Raw genomic sequence first — 15,926 nt, 5'->3', positions numbered from 1 at the left:
TTTTACCTCCATCCCCTGATCACTTCGTCGACCGTTAAAGCACCGCTCGCCAGTTGTTCAAGCATATTGAGTGGTTCTACATCTAGCGAATCTAAACGGGAAGCTGAATGTTCCTCCACTAGCGAATAACCATAAGTTTGCCAAATATGTTCGGTTAGTTCATTGACTGAACCATAATCAAACAACGCCGTCGTTTTTAACACAATACCAAGATCTTCATTTATGAGCCGAATGATTTCAACTCCGGATATGGAGTCTATCCCGTAGGCTGAGAATGGCCGATCATTTAAAATATCTTCCTGGCGAACCTCCATCGATTTGCTGATGTTCCGATAAATAAGCTGCTGTATTTGCGTTTTAATGCGGTCCTCATCCCCATCAGCAAGCTCAGGCCCCTCATCTGAGGCTGCCGTCTGCAGCATGTATTGGTTCGACTGCACGTCTATTTCCTTGAATTGGCGTGCTGTCTCTGACGACGATTCGGTTTTCTCAGCCAAAACGACCGATTGTCCAAGTCCTTGAGCGCCCAAAACATGATTGCATCCGAAACCTTGCTCTCCGCAAAGCCTGATCCAATTGTGCTCATCCAGCAAAGGAGCATCTCTCAGTCGATTCTCCTCGTCCTCATAAAGCCACCACCCCTCCAGCAACCCGAAAGTCAAAGTGGTAAAGGCATGCGCCTTGGTTGCCTCGTTGATAATCAGCCAGCCATGCTGTTGCAGCAAGCTGTTACATTGCCTTAAGGTGTGACCGATATCACGGGTCGCGTGCAGCACATTTGTTGCAATAATGACATCAAACGCATCGACTTCGAAGCCTTGTGCGGCGATATTTTTTTCAATGTCCAACGTCTGAAAAGAAGTAAAAGGATACACCGAACCAAAGGTTTGACGGCCGTATCGAATAAAGCCAGCTGAAATATCCGTATATACATATTCGATTCCTTCAGAATGCCGAACCAGCTCCTTGAGCACGTGGGCGCTGGTTCCCCCCGTGCCTGCTCCTATTTCCAATATCCTGACGTTTCGTGGGGCTGATTCCTTCGACCGTAGCTCCAAATAAAGCTGAACCGCTCTGACGACCACACGATTAAAGTGATCCGCTATCTCGTTGTTTCGATAAATGTTTTGCACAAGCTCCATAGAGCCGTTCGGGAACAAAACATCGGTCGCCAGCACTTTCCCCGTCAATAGGTTCGGGTATTGAAGGTAAGCTGTCCAAAGCAACTGGATGTGCGCTTCGATTTCCGGCCAGCGGCCGATTAACGTTTCCTTGATTTCCATCAACCGCTGATGGGATAGCGACGCTTGTTCGTCATCTTCGGCTTTTGAGGAAACGACATAATTCCCATCACTTTGTTGGAGAAAACCCGCTTGCTCCAGCAAATTCAACATCGCTTCGAATAATCGCCCATATCGCGGAAGAATGCCCAGCTCGCGTTTCAGCCAATCAATGCTCTTCCATTCGCCGCCCGGTCTGAACACTTTCTTTTGTCCAAAAATATCCAGCACCAGCTTCACTCCGAATTGCGTCAATTCCTCGAACGCTTCGATCATGCGCTGTTTCTGATGCGGTTCCATTATCGGCCAAACCGCTTCAACGGCTTTCTCCAGAACGGAGTCTGTTTTGCCTAGCTCGATGGATTTGTCCAAATCGCTGCCGCCTTTGTCAGGCTCCGCTCCGCTCTCCAGACCCATAAGCTCCAGCACATGCCGCTTTGCCTTGATCACCATAACTTGCTTACAGGCATGGGCGATTGTTCTTTGAATCGCCTCCATCCCTTCGGCTGGCAAAATGGACTCTACCCCCATCGCGTTCAAACGCTCATTATACGCCTTGGTTGCCACTACCCCGACTGTTCCCCAATAACCCCAATTGATAATGGAGACGGGGTAGTTCACTTCAGCATTCCATTTGTGGGCAAATGCATCCTTAAAGGTGCAGGCGGCTGCATAATTGCCCTGGCCCGCATTGCCTGAAAACGAGTTGGCGGAAGAGAAAAACAGAGCGAAATCAAGCGGCTCGTCCTCAAGCACCGTCCTTAATACTGCGGCACCTCTTACTTTACTATCCAGCACAGTCCGCAAATCGGTTTCGGACATGTTTTCCAATATCCGATCGCGGAGAACCAATGCAGAATGCACAGCCCCGTGCAATGCTCCATAAATCCCTTTGACCTTCGCAACCGCACGTCGCATGGATTTCACATCGAGAGCGTCCGCCTGAATGTACAAGCCCTCTCCACCTAATGACCGGATCTCCTCCAGCCCTTGCTCCAATTTCGCATCAAGAGGCCTTCTGCCGATCAGCGCAACGCGAGCCCGAGCGGTGCGGGACAAATATTTACCAAATTCCATGCCGATTCCCCCGGCTCCGCCAAGGATTAGAAACACGCCTTGCTCTCGGAATGGAGGGACAGCCGCGCTCGGGAGCGCTATCGGTTCAAGCACGCCGCGATAACGTTGGCCGTCTCGAATAACCGTTACGTCGCCTCGCCGGTTTCCGGGCTCTTGCAGGATCGCTTGAACATACGATTCGCCTGCATCGCTCTTCATGTCAAGATCCAGCCCACATACACTCCATGCGGGACATTCTTTGGCAAGCGACTTTACAAATCCGTGCAGACTTGCCGCTTGCGGCAACAGCGGTTGAACCTCATGAAAGGGAATCGCATAGTTAGTCGCCACTTTAAGCGTGAACGGCTTTCCGGTCTTGCGCAGTTGGCTTAACGCTTTGACTGCCCGGAATAAAGTGAAGATGCCCGATTGCTGACTGTGCTCCAATTGATCCAGATCGTCATGTGCATAAACCTCTTCTCTTACCTCCATGCCGCCCAGAAAATATAACGTGTTCACATTCCGATGACACGCCATAATTTGCACCATCGCTCCCGCATCAAAAGGATTCATCTCCCATGCGCTGGCTGAAATCTGCCTCGTCGCCTTCCCGTACCGAACCGACACAACCTGGTCGCCCGCATATTCAGCGGCTAACGCCTTCTCCAAACCTGCATCATGCTCCGGCGCAATGATCATAACCGCTCCCTGCTCCTTGGCTTCCCTCTCTGTCCAACCGTTTGACAATGGCGCCCTCTTCCACTTTTGCTCATACATCATCCCGTCTACCTCAGCCTGTTTGGCGGCAACCAATAAAACACTGTGCAGGATGACGCAAACGACTCCTCGTTCATCCGTGATCTGAACCTGATATCGCCTTCCGTTTCCTTCCGGAGTTACATATGCATAGCTGATCCTGCCAAGAGGCTGCTGGACCTCCAGACGGCCAATCGAAAACGGAAGCAACGGCTGGCCACTTTGCACCATGCCCGAAATGGTATGAAGCGCGGTATCCAGCAAAGCGGGGTGAAGGCGCCCTGAGGACAATTCCTTCACCGTGGCATCTTCCGGCTCCAGAAGCCCTAGCGCTTCCTCCCGGCTGCCCCAGATTTGTTTCACTCCCCGGAAGACTGGGCCGTAATCCAGACCGACCACACGCAGTTTCCCATACAATTCCTTAGCTGTATAAAGAAGATCGCACCGATTGCGAATGGCCTGGATATCAAGTCGCGGAAGACCGCGCTGAACGTCATTCGATGATTTCCGTCTCCATTCGCCGACAGCATGCTGAATCCATTCTACCCCTTGGAAGGATGAAATCTGAAACTGGAGCGGCTCCAGATTGATGAGACGCAGGTGCATTTCAACCGGCTTCTCTCGCACAACAAGCGGCTTTAGAAATAACAGCTCGCATACTTCATAACCCATCAGTTCACTCGCACTTTCCAGCGCTTGCTGAGCAATTTCCAAATAGCCGGTTCCGGGAAATATAGTTTGACCTCCCACCCGGTGCCCGCTCACGATTGCATCGTCCGGCATCAGCGTTTTTTTCAGCAGGATCGTTCCGATTTTCCAGTTGTTCCGTTTCATAGACTCCTGGACAGAAGAAATAAAAGTGGATCCAGTGAATTCCCGGTCGTTTTCTTTTACTTCAAACCAGCAAGTCTGAAGTTCGAATGGATAGGTCGGAAGCGGCACCTTGCGGACTTCTCCTGAATGAAGCAGCTTCCAGTCCACGGCCAGTCCATTCACATACCGATACGCAATCTGCTTCAGCTCTTCGAACTCATCCTGAGGCGTCAAATCTTCTCCCAAGCTCCATTGCTCGCTTTCAAAGCCCTGCTCATCATCCCGCCCCGCTTTCCCCTGTCCGGAATGGTTCAGGTTCCCCGCCACCATGCCCTCAGACTGGCGTCCTTCAGCACGCTCACGAAGCTTGACGCACAGGTCCTGATGATCTTGGACTATATACCCGTGACGCACTGGAAAGTGCGTTCGTCCCATTTGCAATGTAAACATAATATCTTCAAACGGTGTTTCTCGACCCTCGCCTTCCAAATAACGAAGCAGATCCTGTTCCCTCTGAAATAAGGCAGCTTCCGTCATCGCGCTGATTGGCGCAAATTGACAGGACGGTCTGCGTCCCGCGATTCGCTCCCGAAGGGGAGCTTCCTCAACCACAACATGAGCGTTGGTGCCGCTGAAGCCGAATGAGCTAACCGCAGCCAGCCTTACTTTCCCCCCATCCGTATGCCAGCTTTTCAACGATTTGTTGACATAAAACGGCGTTTTGGAAAATGGAATATGTTCATTTTCCTGCTCAACCAGCAAGGAAGGCGGCAGCTTGCGATGCTTCATACTGAGCAAAATTTTGATCAAGCCTGCAATTCCCGCAGCTGTGAGCGTGTGTCCGATATTGCTTTTGACCGACCCGATTGCACAATACCCGGTTTCATCGCTGTACTGGCGAAACGCATCGGTGAGTGCATCGATTTCAATGGGATCGCCCAGCTTCGTTCCCGTTCCATGCGCTTCAACGTACTGAATATCGGAAGCACGGATTCCGAATTTCCGATACACGTCCAATTCCAGTTCCGTCTGCGACGGAGCGCTCGGCGCGGTAATCCCGTTCGATCTTCCGTCCTGGTTAATGCCCGAACCCTTGATGACTCCATAAATATGGTCTCGGTCCGCCAGAGCCGCTTCCAGCGGCTTCAACAACACGACCCCGACCCCTTCGCTGGGGACAAAACCGTCTGCTCGCTGATCAAAGGCTTTACATTGACCGTCGGCAGACAGCATGCCTGCCCGGCTGGACAGGATATGCACCCGAGGGGTATTCAGAACAGAGACGCCCCCTGCCAGCGCGATTTCGCTTGTTCCTGCCCAAATGCTCTCACAAGCCACATGAAGCGCAACAAGAGAAGAGGAGCACGCCGTATTAATCGCCAGACTTGGACCCTTCAAGTTAAGAAAATACGAAATTCGGGCAGGCATAATCGATTCGTCATTCCCCATAAATGCATATGCGCTAGGCGACACGCCATGCTCCTTCATTAAATTCATATAATCGCCTGAGCCGCAGCCGACAAATACGCCACATTTTGAATGTTCCAAATCGGCAATGGAATAACCTCCATCTTCAATCGCCTTCCAGGACTCCATGAGGAAAACCCGCTGCTGGGGATCAATCATTGCTGCTTCCTTCGGAGAAATGGAGAAAAACAACGGATCAAATTGATCAATATCCGTCAATTGTCCCATCCACTTCGAATAGCTTTTGTCCAGCTTCTGGCGATCTGGATCATAGAAGCTATCCAGCTTCCATCTGTCGATTTCCCGGACGCTGTTCACGCCCTGGGCAAGATTATGCCAGTATTGTTCCAGCGTATCGGCTCCCGGAAAACGTCCCGACATTCCGATAATGGCGATATCCCGTCGGGCAAACGACTTGACGGAAGCAGGGGTTTCCAGCTTTCTTGACAGATGCTGTGCTTGCCATTCATTCTGCTTGTCCGGCTTTTTTTCCGCTGCCTTGATGGATACTGTTCGCAATGGCTCAGGTTCACGCTGAGCATTGAACTCCCGCTCCACAACTGATACACGTTGAGAATCGGAGTCGCCCTGCTCATTCGACAGCATACGGCCCACCTCTACCTTGAACTCCATCAGCACATAGTCAGTAAGTTGATGGATCGAGCCATAATTAAATAGCTCGGTTGGCCGCAGCGACACCTGAAGCGCCTCGTTGAGCCGATTGACAATTTCCACGGCATGGACGGAATCCACGCCAAAATCCACATAAGGGATTTGCTCGTCCAACTCGGACGGGTCAATGTACAGAACCGCCGACAGTGCGTCCCGAATCACACCACTCACGTAGTCCCGCTGATAGCGGGTCCCCCTCCCCCCCTCTTCCAGTGTGAATGCCGGTCGGGACTTGGAAATCGTCACCCGTTCCGCTTGTTTTTCCTCTTGCGGAGGTTGCTCCTGAAGCGGCAACCTCTGCAGCGGTTGTCCCCGCAACTCCCGAACCTCAACTTCGTTCAGATGCAAACAAACGTCTCCCGCACGGTCGCACAACGAGATGTCAAATCGGTGATGGCCAGTCTTGACTACATAGGCATATGTAGCGGTAGAAACGGGACCTAAAAGAGTGACTTCCTGAACGGCGTAAGGAACCAGAGTGCATGGATCCGCTTCCTTCGTTTCTTCAATAACGCCCGCCAATGTCTGCAGGGCTCCGTCTATAAGAACCGGAGCCAAGCGGCATTGTTTCTGCTCTGAAACCGCGATGTCCGGCACCTTCAGCTCAGCCAGCGACTCCCCTTCATTGCCCGACAGGCTGGTAATCGTCTGATAATAGGTTCCGTAACGCATGCCGCACGATTCGAAGCGGTCATAAACCTCTTCCCGTGTGTTGTTCGTGTTGCAGCGCATACGCACCACATCCAGTCCTATGCGACCCCTTGTCGTTTCGCCCGCATTGAAATGAATTTCGCCTGTCGTATGGGTCATCAGCTCCTCTTTGTCGCCGCTTCGAATCTGGAATCGAATGTTTCCGTTTACTCGAAGCAATTCCACGCGAACCGTCAACATCGCCTCCCGGATTATGATCGGCGACAGCCATGTCACTTTCGACAGCCCGCCAACCGCTCCGGCACCCATTTTCTCACACGCGGCCATGATCATTTCAAGCTGCACGGCACCGGGCAATGTCGGCTGTCCCTGAATAAGATGATCCCGCAACACACGGTCATCTCCAGCAAATGTTTTTTCGTAGACAAGACCTTCTTGGCCCAGACTCCTTAAAGCGTTCAGCCCGTCTATAAGGGGATGGCTCTGCTTGAAGTCCGCCTCCTTATTCCCTTGGTTATCAATCCAGTACCGCTCAAGGGCAAAAGGATACAGGGGCAATGACACAATGCTGCAATCCGATTTTCCCGGAAGCCCTGACCAATCAAGCTCAATACCGCTCACCCACAGATTAGCCAGCTTCTCCAATCTTCCTTTCAGCATCCATTTTTCAATCAGTTCTTGACTGTCTTCGTCATCCCCAAGAACAAGCTGGCGTTCTTCACCCCTTCTCACGGTTCCGCGCAGCCATCTTCCGCTTGACCCATCATGATTGGCGAAGGCAGTGAGTTGCTTGACCAGTTCATCGATGTTGGAAACGACCACTGCTAATCGTTCCTCCTGAGCCTCGCGCCCGTTTTGAAGCGTATAGGCAATGTCCTTTAACGAAGGTTTGTCCAAACGAGCAGCAGCTGGCGGATTCGTTGGCAGAGAGAAATGCCCGTTGTCCCCGTGCTTCTCCCAAACATAAGTTGACAGATCCTCAATGCTTCGATATTGATGAATCTCACCTTCGCTAAGATGAAGTGTCCATTTATTATTCAAGAGCTCTAGGAGCCGGGCATACGTCATCTGATCGAATCCGTACTCCTTCAGATCATCCTGCAGTCCGATTTCGTTCCCGTCGACATTCAATACCTGGGCTGCGATCTGCCCAATCTCCTTCATCAGCTGCTCTACGTTGTAATTCTCACCATCGCCACTCTCTTGCTTACTCGTTCCCAGTTCTGTGGCCAAATTGGAAGCCAGCTTCTTCAATCTCTCTTCGTTTCGGGCAGAAAGCACAATCAGCTCTGAACCTGGACCCAAGTGTCCTTTCCGAGCGGCCGACCGCTTCACTGGCCATTCTTCTATGATGAGATGAGCGTTCGAGCCACCCGCTCCAAAGGAGCTGAGCGCAGCCCTAAGCGGCATCTCTTTGGCTTCGCCATTAACGGTTCGGATCGGCCTCTTCCATTCCGCCAGCTCACGCTGCACATAAAATGGCGTCTCTTCAAACCGGATAAAGGAGTTCAGTCTCTCAGCATGAAGAGAGGGCACCAGTTGCTTATGCTTCATTTGCAATAGGATTTTGGTCAGACCTGCTATGCCGGCCGCCGATTCCAGATGTCCGATGTTAGACTTGACCGAACCGATGGCGCAAGCCTGTCGATTGCCGACACCCCCTCCAAACGCCTTCGTAAGCCCTGTAATTTCGATAGGGTCACCCAATGCGGTTCCGGTTCCATGTGCCTCTACATAACTGATTTCTTCTGGAGAGAGGTTGGCTTCCTGCAAAACCTGAGCGATCAGATCGGCCTGCGAATTGGGATTTGGAACGGAATAGCCATTCGTTCGCCCTCCGTGATTAATCGAACTTGCTCTGATTACCCCATAAATCCGGTCCCCGTCCGCTTCCGCTTTCCGCAGAGGTTTGAGCAGGACAGCTCCGACCCCTTCTCCCGGCACATAGCCGTCTCCGCCGTCTCCGAAAGCGCGGCAGCGCCCGTCTGTGGAAGAAAACTTCCCTTGACTGAGCAACACGTACTTGTGAGGATGCAAGGAAAGATTGACTCCTCCGGCAATGGCCACTTCGCTTTCCCCGTTCTGAATGCTTTGGCAAGCCAGATGAATGGCTGTCAGAGAGGAAGAGCACATCGTATCGACCGCAATGGACGGTCCCGCAAAATCAAAGAAATAAGAAACCCTGTTGGCAATAGAGGCAAACGACGAAGCCGGCACTTCCCGCCCGACCATGCCTTTATCTATGCCAACCATCTGATATTGGGCATACATGGCCCCTGCAAAAACGCCTACTTTGTGAGCTGCCAGACGCGCTCTTGTATATCCCGCATCCTCCAGCGTATGCCAAACTGTCTGAAGAAACAGTCGTTCCTGCGGATCAATCAGGCCGGCTTCACGCGGCGAAATCTGGAATAGCCTCGGGTCAAAGCAATCCATATGCTCCAAAAAACCGCCCCATTTGCTGTATGCCGTTCCTTTGCCCGATTTGTCGGGGTTGAAATACAACCCATGATTCCAGCGTTCTTGTGGAATTTCAGTAATGCAATCCCGTCCCGCCTTCAGATTGTCCCATAGGACATCCAGATTCTCCCCCATGGGATATCTTCCGCTCAATCCGATAATGGCGATCGCGTCTTTCTCAGCCGCTGCAGCTACTGCCAGCTTCGCCATTTTCCCAGGAGATTTGTTTTCTGCTTTGGAGGGTCGTTCCTCTGAACGGACTTCCTTCGCTTGAAGAGAAGAAATTCCAAATTGGAGCAGCGTCCGCTCGGAGTGCTCTTTCAGCAAATAATTTCCGAGCTCCCGGATTGAACGATATTCAAAAAACAAGGTTTTGGATAGCGGACCATAAACGTTTTCCAGAGCCGTTGTCATATTCAAAACGGCAACCGATTCTACTCCGTATTCCTCCATAGCTGCCGTTGCAGAAATTTTCTCTGGCGCAAGCTTGATTTGCTTGGACAACAGCTCTTTCAGATACATTTCCAGCGGAGTGCGGGTCTCATCCTCCTGCGCTTGATTCATTGCTGGGGAAATAGACGATTGCGGTGAGGAAATCTTTTCAGGTTGTCCGAGCAGCCATGCCATTTTAGAAAGTTCGCCTTGCACAGCAACAAGTTGAGGCTCATTGCTCTGCAAGCCTTTTTTCAAAGCTTCGTATCCGTTTTGTGTGCTAAGCAGCTGCAATCCCGGCATTCTGAGCTGAACTTGCTTTAAAGCAGCTTCGTCCAGCCGCATGCCGCCTTCCCTCCATAGTGGCCAGTTGAGCGAGAGCGTTTTGCCTTTGCGTCGCCCGGCTTGCTGCTCCCCTTGCCGAAACCGCGCGAATAAATCCAGAAAATGATTGGCGTAGGCATAGCTGCTTTGTCCGACATTCCCGATTTCTCCTGACAGTGAAGAAAAGAAAACAAAAAAATCCAGAGGCTCGTCTTTTGCGGCTTCATCCAAAAACAGTGCGCCGTGAAGTTTGGGAGCCAGCACTTGTTCAACATCCGATTTTGTTCTGGTATAAATCAGACCGTCATTCAAAACGCCTGCGCTATGCAGGATGCCCTTTAACACGCCATACCGCGACTTTATCTCATGAACGACCCTCTGCGCATCTGAATATAGGGAAAGATCGGCTTGCAGGTATAGAACATTGGCGCCCTCTTTTTTCACCCCTTCAATTTGCTCCTCCAGCCTTGGGGACAAAGCGGAACGGCCTGTCAGCACAAGACTAATTCCCCTACAGCTTCTAGCCATTTCCGTTGCGAAAATAATTCCTAAACCGCCGCCTCCCCCCGTAATCAGGTAGGCACCTTCCCTTCCCAGCCAACTGCCGTCGTCCGGAAGGCCGCTTGTCGATAACGGCGTCAGGCCACGCACAAATCTGGCTCCATTCTGATGGCGAATGACATCACAGCCTGCATCTGCCGTCAGCAACTCAGGCAGCCACTCCTCAATACAAAACTCAGGGTCACGGTCAAGAGTCAAAACCCGGCTGCAAAAGGAAGGATGCTCTTGACCCAGCGTCTTCAACCAGCCGCTTGCCGCATCGTACAGCGGCTGCTCGGAGGAAGGTGTGCACGATACGTACAGCAAACGCATGGAAGGTTTTATTTTTTCGAGCAAATAGCTTTGAACCAGAGCTTGTATGGAATAAAGACTCACCTGCAACGCTTCCTGCATTTCCTCGTCGCGTGTCACAAAACCAGAACGCGACCACAGATGCACAATAGATGCAGGAGCTCTTCCGGCCCGTTTAAGCTCCGCAAATAATTTGCGGTAATCCTCCGGTTCGTGAAGAGAAACCGTGAAATGATCTTGGCCCTTTACGGCAAAGCTTTCGCCGGGCTGAACCAGTATAACCGCAGAAGAAGTTCCCGCTGCGCTAAGCCTGGAACGCAATGCTTGGCAGACGTTTTCCCCTTTATCGAATACTAAAAGGTCGCCCTCCAGCTCCTTCAACGAAGAGATCGGAGACATCATGGCTTGTTCCAGCCAAAAGGGGCGCAGGAGGACAAGCGGCGACTGCGTTTCTGCCCGCAAGCCTGCACGACGCCGTACGGTAAATCGGTCGATTCGTACCAGCACCCGTCCGGAGTCATCGACTGCCAGAATGTTGAAGTGTCTTTCTTCCAACGTTTCTGTCTCTGTCGCAGAACCCGTTTCTTCTGTTACATAGGCATAACGAACATTCAGAATGGAATCCTCGATGTTCAAATTTTCTATTTTTCCCGGCAAATACGAGTGGCTGGATTGCCCGATGTCAAACAAGCCGATTACAGACTGGAATAAGCCGTCGAGCAAGGCAGGGTGCAGCCGATATTGGGCAGCATCTTCCTCTAGATGCTCCGGCAAGCGGAGTTCAGCTAAAGCTTCTCCGTTCGATGAATGCATCGCGATTAAAGGGCGAAACGACGCTCCGTAATGCAATCCGATTTGTTCAAAATACTTGTAATAGTCGCTTGCGTCCAATTTCGATGTGCATCTTGACTTGATTTCGGCCAATGGGAGCGTCCCCGTTTGCCCTTGCGAATCCGACTGCCCTTCCGCATAAAGCTCTCCGCTGCAATGCACGGTACGTTGGCCAGCCTCGACTTCGGTCCATAGCTGGAATCTGGCGGCATGCTCGCTAAGCATCGTCAACTCGGCCGTTACTGACTTCTCCTCGTAATCTTCCGCAGAAAAGATAAGAGGAACCTTCCATTCAATCTGGCGAATGCTTTTAAGCTTACCGCCAAGCGCATGTTCGCCTGCGGCAAGGACAAACTCCAAAGCAGCGGCTCCCGGCAGCAAAATATTCCGCTCGACACGATGATCGCGCAGCGTCCACTCTTCATTGCTGAGCAGCGTGGTGTATTTCTGCTCTGTGAATGTAGAATCATTGCGTGCGACCAACGGATGCAACCGACTCTCTCCTTGCAAAGCTCGCTTTTCGTGTAGCCGCGATGCCTCCGAAATCCAATACCTGTCGCGCAGGAAAGGATATCCCGGTAATGGAATGCGACGCGCCTGGCCGCGATAGAGAGCATCCCAGTCAATGGATTCCTTGCTATACAGCCAAAACAAGGCAAGCCGGTCGAGATCTCCCGCTTGAACCAGCGCCTCTACTTCATCCGCGCTCGTCTTAGCTTTACTAATAGAAATTGGATCTTGCAGGCGATTGCCGTTGTATACTCCTGTTTCAGGAAGGATTCCGGCAATCCACTTCTCCAGCTTAAAGATGGCCTCTTCAATCGTAACGGCGGTCAATGCCAGACGTTCATCCCAATGCTCGCGGCCCGCTTGCAGCGTGTAGGCGACATCATGCAATGCAAGCTGTTCTGAGTTTTCACGGAGGAAGTCACTCAGTTTTCGAGCATGGGCCTGAAGACGCTCCTCATTACGCGCCGACAGCAATAAGAGCTGAGGTACGTTGGAATTCCTGGGCATTGGATTCTCGTCAGCATTCCATTCCTCTATCACAATATGAGCGTTCGATCCCCCGGCTCCGAATGAACTGACGCCCGCTGTACGCAAACCATCGGCTTCCCATGAAGCCAACGATTGCTGAACGACAAACGGCGAGTCTGCAAAATCAATATTGGCATTAAGTTTCTCTGCGTGAAGGGATGGAACGAGCTGGCGGTGCTTCATTTGCAGCAGCACTTTGGTGAGACCTGCAATGCCCGCCGCCGACTCCAAATGGCCGATATTGGATTTCACGGAGCCGATCGCCACGCGCGCTGAAGAATTTCCGCCTCTACCGAACACTTTGGACAAACCTGCAATTTCGATAGGGTCTCCCAGGGATGTGCCGGTTCCATGGGCTTCAATGTAACTGACGGTCTCGGGCAGGATTTTGGAAGCTCCCAGCGCCTCTGCAATCAGCTTTCCCTGAGATAGAGGATTCGGGACAGTATAGCCGTTTGTTTTGCCTCCATGATTCAAAGCGCTGCCGCGAATTACCCCGTAGATATGGTCTCCATCAGCCACCGCTCTGGACAAAGGCTTGAGCAATACCGCGCCTACCCCTTCTCCCGGAACATAGCCGTCTCCCCCTTCGCCAAAGCTGCGGCAGCGGCCATCCGTTGAAGCAAATTTCCCTTGAGAGAGAAACAAATATTTACTGGGATGAATGGATACATTGACTCCGCCGGCAATGGCAAGCTCGCTTTCGCCCTTGCGCAGGCTGTCGCAAGCCAGATGAATCGCTGTCAGGGAAGAAGAACACATCGTGTCAAGGGCAAGGCTTGGCCCTTGAAAGTCAAAAATGTAAGATACACGATTGGCAATCGATGCATAGGATGAACTGGGAGCAATAGGATTTCCTTTATACGTCTCCTCTACGCCGAACAATTGATATTGTCCGTACATTACTCCTACATAAACGCCCACGTTTTTGGTCCCAATTGAGCGCCGTGTGTAGCCAGCATCCTCAAGTGTATGCCAGACCGTCTCCAGGAACAGTCTTTCTTGCGGGTCCATCAGCTCCGCTTCTTTCGGAGAAATCTGAAAAAACAGCGGATCGAAGTACTCTACTCCCTCCAAGAAACCTCCCCATTTGGTATAAATGGAGCCCTCCTTATTTTTGTCGGGGTCAAACCATTGGGCGTGATTCCAGCGGTCAGCCGGTATTTCCGTAATGCAGTCCGATCCGGATTTCAGGTTTTCCCAAAACTGTTGAAGGTCGTCCGCCATGGGATAACGTCCGCTAAGGCCAATTATGGCTATTTTTCCTTGGTCTTGAACCGAGTCTTTGCGCTCGCGTTGCTCCGCTCGCTCCTTTTCAACAGCCTGCTCTTGCCGTATAAATCGGCTCGAACCAGAGCCGGAGAAGGACTGCTCGGAAGCCGCCGCGGCTGCGAGATGACCAGCTTCTGTGTGGTGATCCGCGTCTGCCTGATGCGCTGTTGAATCAGCAAATAATTGTTCTAATGTATTTTGATGATTGGCAATAAAATAGTCCGCCACTTGATCAACCGTTTGATATTCAAATAACAGGGTTTTGGGCAATGTCCCAAAATCCGTTTCCAGCCGCCTTGTCAAAGACAGAACAAGAACTGAATCGATCCCAAATTTATCAAAGGAATCTCCGCTTTCCATTCTGGAGGAAGAAATACGCAATTCTTCCGCTAGAATGCCGATTAAATATTGTTCTGCCCTTTCCTTCCATCCCGACTTATCCTTGTGGGCAACTGGCTTAGCGGCTTCCTGTCGTCTTTGAGAGACTAAAGCATTTTTCCTTTGTTGAGTCATAATATTATCCTGCTTTCCGTCAAGCACAACGAATTGCGTGGTTCCATCCAGCTTCGCCGCAGCAACCGCTGCCGCCATCGCCGTTATACCGCGATTCGTACTTAAAGGGATCATTCCCATTCTGCTTTCCATCCAGTGTTTCGTCGTTTCCGATACTTGCATCCCTCCGCTCAACCAGAGCGGCCAGGCGATGGACAAGGTTGTTCCCTGTTCTCCAGCTTCCCGCATACGGCGACTGCGCCTCTCAGCCAGCGAGTCCAAATAACGGTTGGCATACCCGTATCCGCATTGGCCTTCATTGCCAATCCATGAAATCATGGAGGAAAAAAGCAGGAAAAAATCAAGTTTTTCGCCCTGCAAGGCTTCATCCAAATGCTGCGCGCCATAGACTTTGGCTGCCAATATCTGCTCCAAATCACTTTTAGCCATTTTCTGAAGAGAACCGTCACGAAGAACGCCGGCAGCATGGATCACTCCGCGCAGCGAAGAACCGCTATTTTTTATGCTTTCTATTAAAGCAAGCAAGTCTTCTCTTCTGGAAATATCAACTTGCATATACTTCACATTGGAACCAGTCAGACGCATCCGTTCCATTCGCGCATTCGCTTCCTCAGTGAGAGGAGATCTCCCAACCAGAATCACGGAAAGGCGATTCGCCGAAACCGCATGTTCGGCAATGGACAGTCCGAGCGCACCTCCGCCGCCTGTGATGAGATACGTCCCGTTTTCTTGCCAGAGGGAACTGGCATGGCCCCCCGACATCTCATATTCAGCAAAGGTTCGCACATATCTGTCGCTGCTTTTGTATACCACTTCCACAGTACCTGGTTCCGAAATCCCGATTTCATCAAACAACGATTCCAAATCGTTTGCAGGATCGCCGATGGCGACCGTCTTGGTATTCCAGTAGGGATGTTCGTTGTGCATGGATTTAAAAAATCCACCAACGCCCTCTTGCTCGGGAAGAAATCTCGAACGGGATGAATAGGCGTATATCCACTGAACCTCCGATTTTCCGACCACAGCAATTAAAGCTTGCGCAAGGGCCATTAATGAAAATACACCGCGGGAAAGAGCATCCTCCATATGAACCGCATGGAGCGGCCACATGTTGACAATCTCTAATCGCTGAGCCTCGCCCAGCTTCAGTTCCTTCAGCAGAGACTCATAATCTTGAAATTGATCGGGGCGCACGGTATACATGTGTTCGCCTAATCTAGAGAAAGCCTGCCCCACCTTGACCAGAACAGCCCTTCTTCCTTTGTCCTTCAGCCTTCTCCAACACTCCTCGTCCTCATCCAGCAAAACAGCAACACCGCTCTGAGCTTCGCCATCGCCATTGGGAAAATGCGCGGACTCAAGCACAGGTTTGTAGTAATGAAGGGTATTATCAGATAGATCGGAGGTGACAAAATGGGACAACTGCTTCAGCTGTCTGAGCCCCTCTTCCGGCGTCATTCGCTTAGCCTTGATTTCTGCTATAATACCCCTTTTGTTCAGCATAGATTC

Annotated in this window: 1 protein-coding gene; it reads right to left on the bottom strand. The window is 51.4% G+C overall.

Annotated elements, in window-relative coordinates; translation table 11 throughout:
* Positions 1-2: 2 nt before the first annotated feature.
* Positions 3-15,920, bottom strand: a complete 15,918-nt coding sequence (locus tag HNR77_RS23165) for an SDR family NAD(P)-dependent oxidoreductase (RefSeq protein WP_221443973.1) — start codon at positions 15,918-15,920, stop codon at positions 3-5.
* Positions 15,921-15,926: the final 6 nt, after the last annotated feature.

Origin of the sequence: Paenibacillus sp. JGP012, assembly GCF_014203995.1 — a bacterium.
Taxonomy (GTDB): Bacteria; Bacillota; Bacilli; order Paenibacillales; family Paenibacillaceae; genus Paenibacillus; species Paenibacillus silvae.
The sequence above is the reverse complement of the archived record's forward strand: the minus strand, read 5'-3'. Positions and strand labels throughout refer to the sequence as shown.